Annotated in this window: 16 protein-coding genes and 1 pseudogene; 7 read left to right on the top strand and 10 right to left on the bottom strand. The window is 42.2% G+C overall.

Features of this window, described 5'->3' with window-relative positions; genetic code table 11:
- Entirely contained in the window at positions 1–705 is a 705-nt protein-coding gene (hda, locus tag KHS79_RS02050; RefSeq protein ID WP_027706551.1) for a DnaA regulatory inactivator Hda, read from the top strand.
- Between the two features lie 42 nt (positions 706–747).
- Here hda and KHS79_RS02055 read toward each other — a convergent pair whose 3' ends face one another.
- The 6 genes from KHS79_RS02055 to arsC form a co-directional block, all read right to left on the bottom strand.
- Complete coding sequence (locus KHS79_RS02055) at positions 748–1,389, bottom strand: DUF3299 domain-containing protein (protein WP_212716241.1); 642 nt, start codon at positions 1,387–1,389, stop codon at positions 748–750.
- A 3-nt stretch (positions 1,390–1,392) separates the two neighbouring features.
- Entirely contained in the window at positions 1,393–2,658 is a 1,266-nt protein-coding gene (locus tag KHS79_RS02060; protein ID WP_212716243.1) for an ABC transporter permease, read from the bottom strand.
- On the bottom strand, positions 2,658–3,404 hold the full coding sequence (locus tag KHS79_RS02065) for an ABC transporter ATP-binding protein (protein ID WP_094786462.1): 747 nt from the start codon (positions 3,402–3,404) through the stop codon (positions 2,658–2,660). Before KHS79_RS02065 ends, KHS79_RS02060 begins: the two co-directional genes overlap by 1 nt.
- Before the next feature lie 79 nt (positions 3,405–3,483).
- Entirely contained in the window at positions 3,484–4,191 is a 708-nt protein-coding gene (locus KHS79_RS02070; RefSeq protein ID WP_212716245.1) for a ZrgA family zinc uptake protein, read from the bottom strand.
- 564 nt (positions 4,192–4,755) lie between these two features.
- Positions 4,756–5,124: a DUF2069 domain-containing protein gene (locus KHS79_RS02075; protein WP_212716247.1), complete on the bottom strand. Its 369-nt coding sequence runs from the start codon at positions 5,122–5,124 to the stop codon at positions 4,756–4,758.
- Positions 5,121–5,483 (bottom strand): arsenate reductase (glutaredoxin), encoded by a 363-nt coding sequence (arsC, locus tag KHS79_RS02080; protein WP_212716249.1) that lies wholly within the window; start codon positions 5,481–5,483, stop codon positions 5,121–5,123. Before arsC ends, KHS79_RS02075 begins: the two co-directional genes overlap by 4 nt.
- Before the next feature lie 173 nt (positions 5,484–5,656).
- Here arsC and KHS79_RS02085 point away from each other — a divergent pair, with 173 nt between their 5' ends.
- Positions 5,657–6,985, top strand: coding sequence for a YihY family inner membrane protein (locus tag KHS79_RS02085; RefSeq protein ID WP_212716251.1), 1,329 nt, complete (start codon positions 5,657–5,659; stop codon positions 6,983–6,985).
- On the opposite strand, the gene KHS79_RS02090 is transcribed toward KHS79_RS02085, so the two are convergent.
- Positions 6,944–8,500, bottom strand: coding sequence for a hypothetical protein (locus KHS79_RS02090; protein ID WP_212716253.1), 1,557 nt, complete (start codon positions 8,498–8,500; stop codon positions 6,944–6,946). The genes KHS79_RS02085 and KHS79_RS02090 overlap by 42 nt on opposite strands.
- Before the next feature lie 116 nt (positions 8,501–8,616).
- Between KHS79_RS02090 and KHS79_RS02095 the strand changes: the two genes are divergently transcribed.
- Positions 8,617–9,072, top strand: coding sequence for a TlpA family protein disulfide reductase (locus KHS79_RS02095; RefSeq protein WP_094786466.1), 456 nt, complete (start codon positions 8,617–8,619; stop codon positions 9,070–9,072).
- A 28-nt stretch (positions 9,073–9,100) separates the two neighbouring features.
- Complete coding sequence (locus KHS79_RS02100) at positions 9,101–9,373, top strand: acylphosphatase (protein WP_094786467.1); 273 nt, start codon at positions 9,101–9,103, stop codon at positions 9,371–9,373.
- Positions 9,374–9,405: 32 nt separating this feature from the next.
- Here KHS79_RS02100 and KHS79_RS02105 read toward each other — a convergent pair whose 3' ends face one another.
- Positions 9,406–10,038 (bottom strand): lytic transglycosylase domain-containing protein, encoded by a 633-nt coding sequence (locus tag KHS79_RS02105; protein ID WP_084611050.1) that lies wholly within the window; start codon positions 10,036–10,038, stop codon positions 9,406–9,408.
- A gap of 172 nt (positions 10,039–10,210) precedes the next feature.
- Positions 10,211–11,941 carry a proline--tRNA ligase gene (locus tag KHS79_RS02110; protein WP_212716255.1) on the bottom strand — a complete coding sequence of 577 codons (1,731 nt, stop codon included), beginning with the start codon at positions 11,939–11,941 and terminating at the stop codon, positions 10,211–10,213.
- A gap of 128 nt (positions 11,942–12,069) precedes the next feature.
- On the opposite strand from KHS79_RS02110, the gene KHS79_RS02115 reads away from it, so the two are divergent.
- Both KHS79_RS02115 and KHS79_RS02120 read left to right on the top strand, forming a co-directional pair.
- Positions 12,070–12,513 carry an HIT domain-containing protein gene (locus KHS79_RS02115; protein WP_027706541.1) on the top strand — a complete coding sequence of 148 codons (444 nt, stop codon included), beginning with the start codon at positions 12,070–12,072 and terminating at the stop codon, positions 12,511–12,513.
- Between the two features lie 10 nt (positions 12,514–12,523).
- Positions 12,524–12,724, top strand: coding sequence for a SlyX family protein (locus tag KHS79_RS02120; protein ID WP_027706540.1), 201 nt, complete (start codon positions 12,524–12,526; stop codon positions 12,722–12,724).
- 314 nt (positions 12,725–13,038) lie between these two features.
- On the opposite strand, the pseudogene KHS79_RS25780 reads toward KHS79_RS02120, so the two are convergent.
- Positions 13,039–13,227: pseudogene (locus KHS79_RS25780) on the bottom strand (cold shock domain-containing protein); the annotation flags it as partial.
- Between the two features lie 1,099 nt (positions 13,228–14,326).
- Here KHS79_RS25780 and KHS79_RS02130 point away from each other — a divergent pair.
- Positions 14,327–14,671 carry an HU family DNA-binding protein gene (locus tag KHS79_RS02130; protein WP_027706539.1) on the top strand — a complete coding sequence of 115 codons (345 nt, stop codon included), beginning with the start codon at positions 14,327–14,329 and terminating at the stop codon, positions 14,669–14,671.
- The last annotated feature ends 95 nt before the right edge of the window (positions 14,672–14,766 follow it).

Consider the following 14,766-nt stretch of genomic DNA (forward strand, 5'->3'; position numbering starts at 1 on the left):
ATGAGTTCGCCAATTCAGCTGCCTCTTGGAATACAGCTTAGAGATGATGCGACATTTGCTAATTTTTACAGTGGCCGGAATCAGCCTGTAGTAATGGCATTGTCCCTTGATGCTGCGGAGTATGGGCAAGCAGAACCTTATGTATTTATCTACGGCTCGCCAGGTGTTGGGTGTAGTCACTTATTGCAGGCTGCTTGTCATGAGGCAGACTTACATCAGTTAAAGAGTGTTTATTTACCGCTTGCAGAGCTTTTGCCATACGGCCCTGTGGTGTTGGATAGTTTGGAAACACTGGATGTGATTTGTATTGATGAGTTACAGGCTGTAGCAGGTAATCGTCAGTGGGAAGAAGCATTATTTCACTTATTCAACCGAGTGAAAGATGCAAAGCGTCGATTATTAATCGCAGCGTCATCGCCACCTAAAGATATTGGAATTAATCTACCGGACTTACTTTCTCGTCTTTCCTGGGGGGTTGTCTTTCAGGTTTTGCCCTTAACGGATGAGGAAAAAGTAACAGCGCTTCAGCTCAGGGCACATATGCGTGGTTTAGACGTGAGTGATGAAGTGGCTCGCTATATTTTATATCGCTCACCACGTAGCACACAGGCGTTATTTAGTGCACTTGACCAGCTAGATAAAGCATCCTTGCGGGCCAAGCGCAAATTAACCATTCCTTTTGTTAAGCAAGTGATGGATTGGTGATCACCTTCTTGTGTTTTGATTATTTCCTCTTATTGAAAAACACTACTTGCTTTTTTCCTGTCCGTTTTTGCCTTCAGTACTTTTGTCTTTAGTGCTTTCGCTTTTAGCGGATGTATTAGCTTCTTCTGCTTTTTCAGCCGCAGCAGCCTGTTCAGCATCTTCTTCTGTATAGAGAGTAATTTGAGAAGCTTTAAGCGCATAACTAGCTTCAGCAATATCGGTACTGACTTGTGCGATGGTTAGCTTACCGGTTATCCAGTAAGGCTCATACAGTGCATCAGCCTGGATGACAGCTTTTTCTGAGGTCACATGAATGATTTGGTTAGGTGGTGGTGGTGGGACATGAATACATGCACCTAAGAATGGTACGAGTAAGAACTCCTTAACGGTACCTTCTTTACTCATATCCAAAGGTACGATATAGCCAGGAATACGAACATCCTTCTGGTTTAAGTCCATTACGACAGGCGCAGAGAGTTTTACTTCGGTTTGCTTTTGTTCCTTTTCAAGTAGCGTTGATGTTAGCTTATCAATAGTAGCAACATCTTGTTGCTCGACATACGCTTTGCGGAGCTCTTCAGGAATAAGGTCCATCCAGTCTAACGTCTTAACGTCTGCCATTGCCGTTAGTGGGAGTATAAGTAATAAGCTAAAAGCTAAGTGTTTTAATCGCTTTGTTAACATGAGTTAAACCCTTATTGTCATTCCGTCTGCTAGAGAGTTTTTATAAGCACGCCAAGCAGGTATTAACCCCATCAGTAAAGCGCTGCTAATAATGATCAGGATTAGAAGCCACTCATAGTGAGTAAGCGGAGTAATGGCTAAGGCCACGCCATAATAATTGCTGATAATGGGCTGAGTAATCAGCATCAGTAGATAAAGCAGGCTAACACCTAGGGCGCAGCCAATAGTGGCTAGCAGTCCTGCTTCTGTCATCATCAGTGAAAATATATGAACTGGACGTGCCCCCACTGAGCGCAAAATAGCCATCTCTCGTCTTCGTTCATTTAGAGACATTAAAATTGATGTCAACATGCCAATAAGGCCGGTAGCGACAACAAACGCAGATATAATTAACAGTGCATGTTCCGCGACAGATAAAAGACTCCATAGCTCTGCTAAAGCAACGCCTGGTAGGACGGCTGTCAATGGCTCATCTTTGTAATCATTGATTTCCCGCTGTAATCGAAACGTTGCTATTTTACTTTTTAGCCCAACCAGAGCGGCGGTAATGGTTTTGGGTTTTAATGCCTGCTGACGAGCTTGCTCGGCGGTGACTCGAGGTTTACCCATTGCAGGAACACCATTTTCCCAGCCTAAATGAATAGCTTCGATGCCTGCCAGTGATACATGAATGGTTTGGTCTACGGGGGTACCTGTTGGGGCCAATATACCCACAACGGTAAAAGGCTTATCAGAGTGTTTCATAAAGCTGGTTTTACCAGCACCATGAGCCAGCACAATCGACTCGCCCACGGAGTAGCCCAGTTTTTTTGCCACATCAGCCCCAATGACAGCATCAAAAATGTCAGCAAAAACTTTGCCTTGGCGGATTTTTAGCGGCTGATGGTCACCGTATTGGTAATGGGTAAAATAACCCTGATCTGTTCCTAAGACGCGAAATCCCTGATGCGAGTCTCCAAGAGAAAGGGGGATTGTCCACTTTACTAGCGGGTGTTGCTGTAAATGCTGATAGCTTTTCCAGTCGATGTTATTGGTTGCATTACCCATGCGAAAAACACTATACAACATGAGTTGTACAGGACCTGTCCTAGCGCCAATGACTAAGTCAGTACCTGATAAAGTGCTAAGAAAACTGCGTTTAGTTTCTGTACGAATTTTTTCAACACCGAGTAGCAGTGTTACGCTGATGGCTATTGCTAAAACAGTTAATAATGCGGTTATTTTTCGGTTGAGAAGGCTTTGCCAGGCCAGTTTAAGTGTTGGTGTCATTAGCTCACCTCCTTCATCTGCTGGTTGTCACCTTGATGGCTAAAATGATGGGGTGTGGCTTTGTTGATGTCCATTAGAGAAAGGGTATCGTCAAATAAAGTCTCTAAAGTCGGGTCATGGCTGACAAAAAGCAGGGTTGCCTGGTAGGCATCACATACTTCAAATAACAGTGACAAAAAGCTTTTTCGAGCATCGTAATCCAATGCTGATGTGGGTTCATCGGCAATGATGATTTCTGGGCCACCTATCAGTGCACGTGCTGCGGCTACGCGTTGCTGCTGACCAATACTGAGTTCAGTTACAGGTTTAGACAGTACGCCTTTGGGAAGGCCTAAAGTCTCGACGAGTTGCATGGCTTCAGACTGAGGGGTTGCTTGTTTCTCCTTAATACGTTGCTGTCGCTTTTGAGAGAATCGGCAGGGGAGCGTAATATTATCCAAGACAGATAAATACGGCAGTAGGTTAAACATTTGGAAAATAAAGCCAATATGTTCACTCCGAAAGAGATCGCGCTGACTATTACTTAGTTGGGTGATGTCTTGACCAAGAATGTTTATCTGTCCTTGTTGCGGTTTTAGAATACCGCCAAGTAGTGCCAGCAGGGTGGTTTTACCACAGCCGCTAGGTCCTTTTATAAACATCTTATGACGTTTTTTAATGACTAGCTCATCAATTTGCAGGATGGGCTGATCTGTCTTCCAGGCGAACTGTAGTGCTTGCAGCTGAATAATCGCATCACTCATCATGGTTTGTTTCCGTTTGCTTAGGCGTCACTTCAGCACACCTAAGCATAATCATTTAAATTAAATAGCGCTGTTTACCGGATCACTTGTTGAGAGGAACACGTTGTTGCTTGCTATTTAACTCCAACTGGGTTTGATGGCTGCTGGTAATCACTTGCGTGTTGACATGCTCTAAACCTGGAAACTGTTTGAGTAAACTAATATTTAATTGCTTGATATCTTTGCAGGGGCTGAATTTATAGTGTGCCTGAATATCACTATGATTGCCCCCTTCCTCTTCGTGCTCATGCTCATTATGGTCATCCTTATGGTGATCATCCTCATGATGCTTATCTTTTGAAGCGCTTGCTAGTGACTCAACTAGCTCTCCTTCAAACTCTATATGCTTGAGCTTACAGGTGCTAGGAAGACCAAAGAGTTGATGGGCTTTTTTAAGCTCACCTAATGCGTTATTCAGTTGTTTAAACTGTTCGTCATTTTCAGGCATATGCTCAAAGCCTACCAGGTTCATCGCAGGGGAGAGCAGTTCAACCTCTAATGTATTATCGATATAGGCAATATTGAGTGTGGCACTTCCATGCTCATGGGCACCATGTTGACGTGTTTCTGCTGAAGCAGGGAGTGCAAGAAAAAAAAGCAGTGATGCTGAAGTGATAGCTTTGAATGGTGTTTGCATATATATGCGCTCCAAATAATGATGCTGAACCTGTGGTAGCTCTGTTGCTAGTGAAGAATGCACTGCTACGAAAACGCTTGCATACAACAAGCGCTGGGAGTCAGTACTTGTCATTTACAGAAAAACCATCAAGTTGTTAATAAGTGTGTGAGGTAGCGTTGCTAGCTAACAAGCAATCATTGGTGGCGCACGAATAACAAAGGCAAAAAATGTGGAATAAGTTATCTGAAAGACATGGTATTGAGTGTAGGTAGAGTGTATTTGAGATGATAGATGCTTGACAGGTTGAGCGGGTACACCGGCATTGCTATGAAACTGGCATAGAAAGCACGGGCCACTCTCCTCATGGTCTGAATTGAGGTGGATATGACCTTGCCAGGTGGCAATAACATAGCATATAGCCAGTCCTGCCACGATAAGCATGTTGATTCGCCTAAGGAAAGGTTTCATTGCATTATCAGTTTAACACTAGGGATTACCTAAGAACGGAAAATCTACCAGATGAATAAAATGTTATAGTATAACTTTTCTTCTGACAATGATGATTATGTTTGTCTGTGATCACTTAGGAGTAAACACATAGAGTCAGGGGGATAAGTGAGCTTTTAATCACATGCTGGTTTAAGGAGTGGCACACTACAGATAGAAGATGGGTAGGTTCTTGGATAAGTAGGGCCTCTAGTGGACCCTGTAAAACCAGCGAATATATAGCATACTGGTAATAAACATAGTGGAACTGGTGAGCGTTAAAAACCAGTTTTGCCATTGTTCAGGTGTTTGCCACGTCGCGAGCACACCTGCGGTAAAGTAGATTGTTAGTATAAAGCACAGCCAGGCATAGGTACGAGGCTTACCATGAAAGACTCCGGGGAATAACAGAGACAAGGGAAGCAGCTTAACCAGCGTGATAACCACTAAGGATACACCTTCAGGTGGACGTAAAAGCCAGGTATCCAAGATTAAATAGAGAATTAATGTAATGTATAACGCTTTGGTCACTATGCTCATACTGTGGTGCTTGATGGCGGTAACATTTGCCGAACTCATGTTAGTGAAGCCAGTAAGGGTAAAACATTTTCAGGGGGCCGCCCTATAATAGCCTGGTTGTTGGTGACGACAATAGGTCGCTCTAACAATCTGGGGTGCTCAGTAATTGCAGCTAAAATAGCTTCATCGCTAAGACTTTGGTCAGCCAGGTTTAAGCTTTTATACTCTTCTTCTTTGGTTCGCAATATATTGCGGGGATGAATGCCAAGTTTTTTGATGATGTCTTGTAACTCTGGCACTGTTGGCGGTGTTGTTAAATATTCTACTATGGTTGGCGTATGTCCCTGGGCTTCAATAAGCGCCAATGTCGCGCGTGATTTTGAGCAGCGGGGGTTGTGATAAATAATCAGTTCACTCATATGATGCCCTAGTAATGATTAAAGGTTCTTTTTGGCTGTGTAGAGTTTACCTTGCCCCTAAGTAAGGTGGAAGGTAAGTGGTACGATTAAGAAACTGGTATCATGAGAATTAAATACAATACATTTGTAATGTACCTTTACTGGTAGGCATATAAAACTACTGGAGCTTTTGCATGGAATTGATGATGGTATTGCGTAAGCTTGCCGTATTTGCCCGTTATATTGGTCAGCGTTTTGTTCAGGACGGCTGTTTACAAAGCGCTGCGGCACTGACGTATACAACACTTTTTGCTGTTGTGCCATTAATGACTGTTACTTACAGCATGCTTGCAGCAATTCCGACATTTCAGGGCGTGGGTGATGAAATTCAGAGTTTTATATTTAGTAACTTTGTGCCTTCTGCCGGTGCGACAGTACAGTCATATTTAGCTGACTTCTCTACACAAGCACGTAAACTGACGTTTGTGGGGGTAGCATTCTTGATTGTCACTGCGTTGCTGATGTTAAAAACCATAGAAGAGGTGCTCAATAAAATCTGGCGTGTAGAGCAAGGACGAAAAGGGCTTGCCAGCTTTTTATTATATTGGGCTATTTTAAGCTTGGGACCACTACTACTGGGCTGTGGGTTTGCGCTGACATCATATATTACTTCTGTCGAACTTATTATGGATGCGACGGATTTAATTATTAGTCGTCAGTGGTTGTTGCAAATAGTACCTCCACTCCTTACGGCAGCAGCATTTTGCTTGATTTATATCGCAGTACCTAATCGCCCCGTTCGTTTTAAGCACGCATTATTGGGCGGGCTATTAGCGGCAGCCTTATTTGAACTGGCCAAAAAAGGTTTTGCGTTATTTGTTTCTTTATCGCCAAGTTATGAGCTAGTTTATGGCGCATTTGCGGCAGTTCCTCTGTTTTTATTATGGATTTACCTTTCCTGGAATATTATTTTGTTGGGAGCTGAGTTAGTAAGAGCTTTGAATTTTTGGCATGATTTGCAGACCCGAGAACCTTTACCCACATCTCTTGCCGTCATTGTTATAGCTGAAGTATTTCGGGAGCGATTCCAGCAAGGACTGGCAACAAGCTATCAACATATGCACCAAGCTAATTGGCCAGTAAGTCAAGAGCAGTGGGAATTATGTACTAAATGGCTGCATGAACAGGGTATTATCACCAAAGATGATAGTGGTGAGCTGATTCTTGGGCATGATTTAGCTTTGGTTAATTGCTGGTCATTTTGCCGTTCTATCCCCTGGCAACTTCCCAGTGAAAATGAGCTAAGTCGTATCCAGCAACAGTCATGGCCTGACTGGTTAGGATTTTTAGTGGCTCGTATTGCCCATATTCACCACTATGCAGAGCAACAACTACCCATAACGCTAACACAGCTTTTTGATTACCACTCAGGGAATCAGTTAGGTTTCGAAGATGCACATCATAATGCTGACTTGTATCCCTCAAGCAACGTAAGCTTTAAAGGAAAAACGGTCAACACATGATGTATGCTGCAGTAAGTCATCAGCTTGAATATCGTACTCCTTGCCTTGCTGAGGTACTTCTAACTGCAGCCCTTTACCAGGGATATAGACGCCAGCACTGACTAAAACGCTATGCTGCTGCCGGCCATTAACCTTGTTTGTAACAAGTAGACCATCTGTTGTACGTTGGGTTTTACTTTTTTCAGTAAGAGTTTTGAGTGTGATAGGACGAACTAAGCCGCGAATGTATTCCACACCTACAAGACTTTCCTGTGCTTCAGCGTCTTGTTGTTGCCAGCGGATAATGCCCAGTATCCAGCGGGGGTGAGACTGTTTATCACTGCGCATGGCGATGACTTGACCGTTGTGGAAATCAGAATAATTAACATGGGTTAATTTTAGACAAAACCCGTTTTCACTTTCGTTAACCATGCGGCCTGTTGTGCGGTGTAACTGACTATCCTGTAAAACTTCTTTTTGTTTTTCTGGTGATAGTAACTGATGAATGGTATCAACGCCCCAGACAATAGCAGTAAATGAATTACAGGGAATGCGTAACCCTAAACGATGTCGGCTTTGGCGCCATACTTCTTTTACATTGCACAGTAACTCAATGACTTGCTGAGTTTTTGTCGCTGTTGGGATGCCGATTTCAGCGGGCCGATGGCCACCAGCAAGTGTACTTACATGCTGGTCAAGAAGGGCAACAAGCTTTTCAGGAAATAAGTAGCGAATAGGGTCATCACTCCGCTGCGAGTGACTAAAAGCATTATGTGGACGTTGCTCACTATTGAGATTAATTGAAAAGTATTGCGAAGGGTCAGATTGCTCAGAGCTATCTGTCATCCTGGCATAATTAGCATGTTTGCCCAAATAAGAGTAAAGGAACCAGGCTTCACCTGGAGCCAAGTGATAGGGGTTGGCCATTTCAACCAACATTATCTGTTTATACAACTCTTCAACATTTTCGCCCGCTATGGGCTGAAACTGTCGTTTGACGGCAATTCGATAAAACTTGTGGTCTTCTGCAAACTTAAATAAGTGATTGACTTCTTTCCAGAGGTACAGGCCAGGTTGGGTAAATGTATCATAATGCTGCATCAGGCATTGGCAGAGATAAAACATCGCCATATAAACAATATCAGCCATTGGCTTATGGTTCATGTCATCTCTGCTTATGGCTTCTTGCAATATGATTTTATAGCCAAAGGCCATTTCTTCCTTCAACTCAGATAGTTTGTGCTGCTCAGTAGGTGTAATTTGCTGTATATACTGCTGGCTTTTAGAGTGATAATAATCATTAATATTGCGAAAGGTGTTATCAAAACACTGCATTATGCCTAAACGGGCAGAGTCGCTGAATTTAGTTCGATTTATAAGAGAAAGTAAGGCACAGGTTTGCCGCAAAGCAGCAGGCATATTGGCTAGAGGAAGTTCTTTTAACTCTTGTTTTATGGCCTTTGGGGAGCAATTGATAATTGCACTACGAGTAATTTGTTGTTTTGGTATATATAATTCTAGGCTGCTCTTTGGCATAAGCTCTCCTTACTGCTATCGCATGCAAAGGATATACGCGTTATTATCCACCTCGATTCAGTAAGTATTTAATTAATGCACTTATAATTCTCCACTCAATAACTAGTGACAGCCTTATGACGATTCTACATTTCAGAATAGTTCTGCTTTTGTTATTTTGTCTAAGTCTAATTGGTTGTAATCGTCCTGATTTTTATGACAGCTACGGGAAACCACTTGATATTACTGATTATCAGGGACAGTGGTTACTGATTAACTATTGGGCGATATGGTGTACACCCTGCATAAAAGAAATTCCAGAACTTAACAAAATAGACACACAAGCCAATGTGAGTGTACTTGGCATTAACTTTGACAATATTGAAAATATTACAGAGTTACAGCAACAAGTTGCTCAGTTAAAAATAGCGTTCCCCGTGTTTAAACAAGATCCAACCGCCCAGCTAAACTGGACAAGGCCTCAGGTGTTACCTACGACGTTAGTGATTAGCCCAAACGGAAAGGTGGTGAAACAATTGGTAGGTCCACAAACACTAGAATCAATAAAACTAGCAATAGCCGCTGCTCAATAAAAATAGTTGAGAGTAAAATGGAGTTTTTATGACAAAAATTTGTAAAAAAGCGTGGGTGACTGGGCGAGTTCAAGGTGTGTGGTTTAGAGGTTCTACTCAGCTTAAGGCTGTACAGTTAGGGGTTAGTGGTTATGCATATAACCTTCCTGATGGGCGAGTAGAGGTTGTGATGTGTGGCGATAGTCAAGCGGTGAATACGCTTGAGGCTTGGCTGTCAAAGGGACCCCCTATGGCAGATGTCCAGCATATCGAGGTAAGTGAAATCCCGTGGGAGGATTATCATGAATTTGGTGTGCGCTAAAGGCTTATTATATTAGCTACGTAATGCAGTGACTATTGGGGATACCAATATTTATACATGGCGGTCATAACTTTGCGGGGATACCAGGTTTTTCCGAGACTGCCGTTATAGCGTGCTAATGCTCGAATTAGATCGCCTCGTTCTTTCTTAATATAGTGGCTTAAAATAGTACATCCGTAGCGTAAGTTAGTGGCCAAATCAATCAGGTTATCTTGCGGGCGGCCTATTTCGTTTTTCCAAAAAGGCATCACTTGCATTATTCCCTGAGCACCTACTCTGGAAACAGCAAAACGATTAAATAAACTTTCTACATGAATAACAGAGAGTACAAGTTCGGGCTGTAATCCTGCACGGGTTGCTTCTTGGTGGATCATTTTGAGCATGGCTAGCCGTTTATCTGGTGCTTTGACAAAGCGAGCCATACGAGAATTCATATCCACAAGCCACACTTCAGCATCATATTTATCATAAAAGCTAGAGGCTTCACTGACGGTCTTTTTTAATAATGAGCGGATTTCTGCGTCAGCGGGTTGTTGTCGACCAGCAAAACCTGGTTGAACAAATAAACTCAAAAAAAAGGCAGCCAGACATAAAGCAGTTTTGAAGTCTAGTTGAAAAAGGGTATCGTTTTTGAGTTGATTTGATATAACGTGAAGTTGCTGCATAAAAGTTAATGACCAAAAGGCAATCCTGCCAGATTTTACTTATCTATACCTTACTTGTTGCATTATATTTTTGAAAAGTAAAATACTGTTAAGTTACACGAATAGGCGATGAGGTGCTTAAGTGAAGTGCCCATTGGGCACTTCATATCGGATGTATCCGATAAGCATTTTATTAAAGTGTAATTTTATCTTTGAAAAAATCGACAATTTCAGATACAGGTACAGTCGTAGAATCTTCTGCAGAGCGGTGCTTATATTCAATAGTACCTTCTGCTAGGCCGCGATCACCAATCACTAAACGGTGTGGCACGCCAATAAGCTCCATTTCTGCAAATTTTACACCTGGGCTGGTTTTACGATCGCGATCATCGAGCAAAACATCAAAACCTGCAGCAGTAAGTTGTTGATAAACCTGTTCTGTTGTAGTTTTAACCTGCTCTGATTTATCCATTTTCAGTGGCACAATACCAATTTGGAAGGGTGCTATCGCGTCGGGCCAGATAATCCCATGATCATCATTTTTTTGCTCTATGGCTGCCGCTGCAATACGTGATACACCAATACCATAGCAACCCATCAGCATAGTCACTGACTTACCCTGCTCATCTAAAACGGTTGCATTCAGTTCCTTGCTGTATTTAGCGCCGAGCTGGAAAATGTGTCCTACCTCAATACCTCGCTTGATAACAAGCTCCCCTTGACCACAAGGACTTGGGTCACCATTGACGACATTACGAATATCAGCAACGGTTGTATATTGGCAGTCACGGTCCCAGTTGGCACCCGTATAGTGGTAGCCATCTTCATTGGCACCACAGATAAAGTCGGCTAAGTGAGCTGCAGAGTGATCTACCACAATAGGAATAGATAACCCCACTGGGCCTATGGAACCAGGTTGGCAGTTGAGTTGTGCTTGTATTTCTGCATCAGAGGCAAATGTGAGTGGTTGAGCGACAGAGTGGATATTTTCAGCTTTGACTTCATTCAGCTGGTGATCACCGCGAATTACAAGTGCAACCAGTGTTGTATTACCTTGTTCATCTGGGTTGCCATGGACGACAAGTGTTTTCAGTGTCTGTTTTGGCTCAACTGAGAAAAAGGAGACAATATCCGTAATCGTATGCTGATTAGGGGTTTCTACTTTAGATAACTCGGCTGTTGCCGCAGGGCGTGCTGTTGTGTCTGGTAAGGCAACGGCTTTTTCAACATTTGCAGCGTACTGACTGCTATTACTGAATGCGATAGCATCTTCACCTGACTCTGCCAATACGTGAAACTCATGTGAAGTGCTACCACCAATACTCCCGCTATCAGCAACTACTGCGCGGTAATTGAGGCCTAAACGATCGAAGATATTGCAGTAAGCAGTATGCATGCGTTCATAGGTTTGCTGCATGCTGTCTTCATTCAGATGGAATGAATAAGCATCTTTCATGACAAACTCACGGGCACGCATGACACCAAAGCGGGGGCGAATTTCATCACGAAATTTAGTTTGAATTTGGTAAAAATTAATAGGTAATTGCTTGTAACTACTGAGTTCGTGACGAGCGATATCCGTAATGACTTCTTCATGAGTCGGCCCTACACAAAAGTCTCTTTGGTGACGGTCTTTAATACGTAGCAGCTCAGGGCCATATTGCTCCCAGCGCCCAGACTCCTGCCAAAGCTCTGCTGGCTGAACGGCAGGCATTAATAGTTCAATTGCCCCAGCTTTGTCCATTTCTTCACGAACAATACGTTCAATTTTGCGTAAGGTACGTAAACCCAGCGGTAACCATGTATACAACCCTGAAGCCAGTTTTCGTATCATTCCTGCACGCAGCATCAGTTGATGGCTGATAACTACGGCATCAGTAGGCGTTTCCTTTAAGGTGGGAATAAAGAATTCAGTTGTGCGCATAGTTGGCTACCAGTTGTGTTCCAAAAAGCAGGTATTTTACGGTGCATTGCTGCGGATTGCTATGATCACATATTATCAATATCTGTGATTAGTGTATTTTTATGGCGTTGATGAGAGGATAGCGAAAGATGGAAGTAACGAAAGGTTTTACTTTAGCTGAACAGTTACAACAGGATACGATTAAGGTTGGGGACTTTTCTTTATCATCCTTGTTATTAATGAATGATCAACGATACCCGTGGTTTATTTTAGTACCTCGTGTTCCTGGTATTGAAGAAATTTACCAACTTTCAGCCCAAGATCAACAACAGTTGTGGTGGGAAGTAAGCTACATTAGTGAAAAGCTTAAAGATATTTTTGCAGCAGATAAAATGAATATTGCTGCACTGGGTAACAAAGTACGTCAGCTGCATATTCACATTATTGCTCGGCAACAGTCCGATGATGCCTGGCCAGAGCCAGTATGGGGTAAGTTACCCGCAAAAGCTTATGAGCCAGAGGCTGTAGAAGCGCTTAAGGCACGTTTGCACACGGTATTTACAACGTATTTAACTTACGCTACAGAGTGTTAAAGGTCTCACGATGGATCAGATGCTTATTGATTTACAGACGCAAGTGGCGTTTCAAGAAGACTTGTTACAGGCACTCAATAAGGTGGTTGCTGAACAACAACAGTCGATTGATGCATTACGACGAGAGGTGGATTACCTTAAGGACCAGTTACAAGTATTGCCTGAGTTAATTCAAGCTTCACAGCAAGCTGAGAAGCCTCCACATTATTAATCAATCCCTGTTACCCATAAGATTAGGTAATGGGGGGGGCGAAAAGTAGCATCAGTTAAATGAAGCAAAAGCGCATTACCTGCACAGCATTTTTTGGGCTGTGCAGGTAGCGACTTTTCTGATTTAAAAAGAAGTACTAGCGTTATTTAAGCCACTCTTGTTAGATCCTGTAATGCTTCTGTAGATCTAACATTTTTGTGGGCTCTATTGAGACAAATCCTTGTTTGCCTACATTATCAGTCGTTATTACTTTGTGGGGGAGGGGGCGTATCTTCATCATACTCCAAGTGGAACATATCAGGTGGAGTACTGACCACATCCTCAGCCTGTAAACCTTTATCACGAGCGGTTACCAGAAATTCAACCTGCTGACCTTCTGTGAGAGTACGGTGTCCTTGGCCGCGTATTGCTTTGAAGTGAACAAACACATCATCACCTCGTGCTCGAGAAATAAATCCAAACCCTTTACTGACATTAAACCATTTAACAGTTCCTGTTTCCCGAGCAGCTGTATTCCAAACAATGTTGGCGTGTAGCCGGAAGTTATGCCAATGAGCGCAGGCGGAAAATACTACACCAAACAGCATTAGCCAGATTATATGGAGGCTTTGAAAAAGAGAAGAGTCTGTGAGTGCTGTAATCATGCTCGCTAACAAACTAATAAGTAACAGTATGGAGCCAAGCAGCTGAAGCCACCATAAACGTTGTGATAGCGGTAAGCTGAACAGGCTGCCGACCAGGAGATTGATGAGAGAAAGGCTTAACATATTCAAAGCATCTATTGAGGGTAGAGGCATATGTGCTTCTAGAAAAAAAATAGGCACACTAATTAACGTTAACAAAAAGGCTATAAGCCCAAGATAACAATGTACGATGCGGAGTAATTTGGCTAATTTCATATTGTTTATATTTAATTTTAGTGATGATTAAAAAAGTTAAGTGATGGCTTGCTCAAAGAGTAAAAGGGGTTAACCAGAAAAGCGATTGAAAGCCATCACTAGTACACAAAGCAAAAAGTATATTTATACTACTGTCATAAGTGAAAGCACTAGGCTTTACTCCTTAAGTGTAGTCTAAGACATTGAATCTGTAGGAGGATTCTAAGCTGACATATTAACTAAGTCAGGCTAAACCTGTTGTTTATGTAAAAAAAGAAAAAGAAAATGTTATTTTTCAGTATAAAAAGCGTGCGTCCTGGAAAGACTTGTATTATAGTTTCCTGCTATGATGATAAGCTTTTTAAGCTGTAATCTAAGAGATTTTGTGTGTGCTAAGTACTATTGCGTATACAAGCTTTTTACCAAACTGTGTTGAGTAACAAGTTGGCTCAATCGTTTGGTTTAGTGTACTTCCCAAATACACAGCATTGTCTTACATACTTAGCGACAGTCATTATCTGAATCCATTGTAAAGACAAAGCGAACTTTATAGATTATTTTGTCTCAAATGATAATTGACCTTTTATCAAGGATAACTGACTGAAATCTAAAGTGTTTCTATAGGCATACTCTTTAGTTGGCGTATATTACAATGAAAGAGCTAAAAGCCTGGAAGCATGGTTCGTTTAGTTAAAATATGTTTTATTCTTGGAGTTAAATAGCAATGGCACAAGCAAAACGCAAAGCACCTGCTGCTATCAAAGAAAAATACACTAAAACTCAGTTACTGAATGAGTTGGCTGAGACTACTGAGTTAGCCAAAAAAGATGTACAGAATGTGTTGGATGAGCTTGCAAACGTAATTGAGCGTCATATCAAAAAGCGTGCTTGCGGTGAGTTTACACTGCCTGGACTCCTTAAAATTACAACTAAGAAAAAACCTGCAGTTAAAGCGCGTAAAGGGGTCAATCCTTTTACAGGTGAAGAAATGATGTTTAAAGCTAAGCCTGCTTCTATGCAAGTAAAAGTACGTGCATTGAAAAAATTGAAAGACATGGCTGAAAGCTAAGCTATTTTAAGGTGCTGATCAGCATCTTAATTGTAGTGTTTTGTAAAATGCACCCACTAACGGGTGCATTTTTTGTTTAGCACAGAGTATTTAAC

The organism is Zooshikella ganghwensis (assembly GCF_018263875.1).
In the GTDB taxonomy this organism is placed as follows: domain Bacteria; phylum Pseudomonadota; class Gammaproteobacteria; order Pseudomonadales; family Zooshikellaceae; genus Zooshikella; species Zooshikella ganghwensis.

Coding starts and splice junctions, on each gene's coding strand:
- hda (WP_027706551.1), top strand. CDS start 1: ATGAGTTCGCCAATTCAGCTGCCTCTTGGAATACAGCTTAGAGATGAT.
- KHS79_RS02055 (WP_212716241.1), bottom strand. CDS start 1,389: ATGTTAACAAAGCGATTAAAACACTTAGCTTTTAGCTTATTACTTATA.
- KHS79_RS02060 (WP_212716243.1), bottom strand. CDS start 2,658: ATGACACCAACACTTAAACTGGCCTGGCAAAGCCTTCTCAACCGAAAA.
- KHS79_RS02065 (WP_094786462.1), bottom strand. CDS start 3,404: ATGATGAGTGATGCGATTATTCAGCTGCAAGCACTACAGTTCGCCTGG.
- KHS79_RS02070 (WP_212716245.1), bottom strand. CDS start 4,191: ATGACAAGTACTGACTCCCAGCGCTTGTTGTATGCAAGCGTTTTCGTA.
- KHS79_RS02075 (WP_212716247.1), bottom strand. CDS start 5,124: ATGAGTTCGGCAAATGTTACCGCCATCAAGCACCACAGTATGAGCATA.
- arsC (WP_212716249.1), bottom strand. CDS start 5,483: ATGAGTGAACTGATTATTTATCACAACCCCCGCTGCTCAAAATCACGC.
- KHS79_RS02085 (WP_212716251.1), top strand. CDS start 5,657: ATGGAATTGATGATGGTATTGCGTAAGCTTGCCGTATTTGCCCGTTAT.
- KHS79_RS02090 (WP_212716253.1), bottom strand. CDS start 8,500: ATGCCAAAGAGCAGCCTAGAATTATATATACCAAAACAACAAATTACT.
- KHS79_RS02095 (WP_094786466.1), top strand. CDS start 8,617: ATGACGATTCTACATTTCAGAATAGTTCTGCTTTTGTTATTTTGTCTA.
- KHS79_RS02100 (WP_094786467.1), top strand. CDS start 9,101: ATGACAAAAATTTGTAAAAAAGCGTGGGTGACTGGGCGAGTTCAAGGT.
- KHS79_RS02105 (WP_084611050.1), bottom strand. CDS start 10,038: ATGCAGCAACTTCACGTTATATCAAATCAACTCAAAAACGATACCCTT.
- KHS79_RS02110 (WP_212716255.1), bottom strand. CDS start 11,941: ATGCGCACAACTGAATTCTTTATTCCCACCTTAAAGGAAACGCCTACT.
- KHS79_RS02115 (WP_027706541.1), top strand. CDS start 12,070: ATGGAAGTAACGAAAGGTTTTACTTTAGCTGAACAGTTACAACAGGAT.
- KHS79_RS02120 (WP_027706540.1), top strand. CDS start 12,524: ATGGATCAGATGCTTATTGATTTACAGACGCAAGTGGCGTTTCAAGAA.
- KHS79_RS02130 (WP_027706539.1), top strand. CDS start 14,327: ATGGCACAAGCAAAACGCAAAGCACCTGCTGCTATCAAAGAAAAATAC.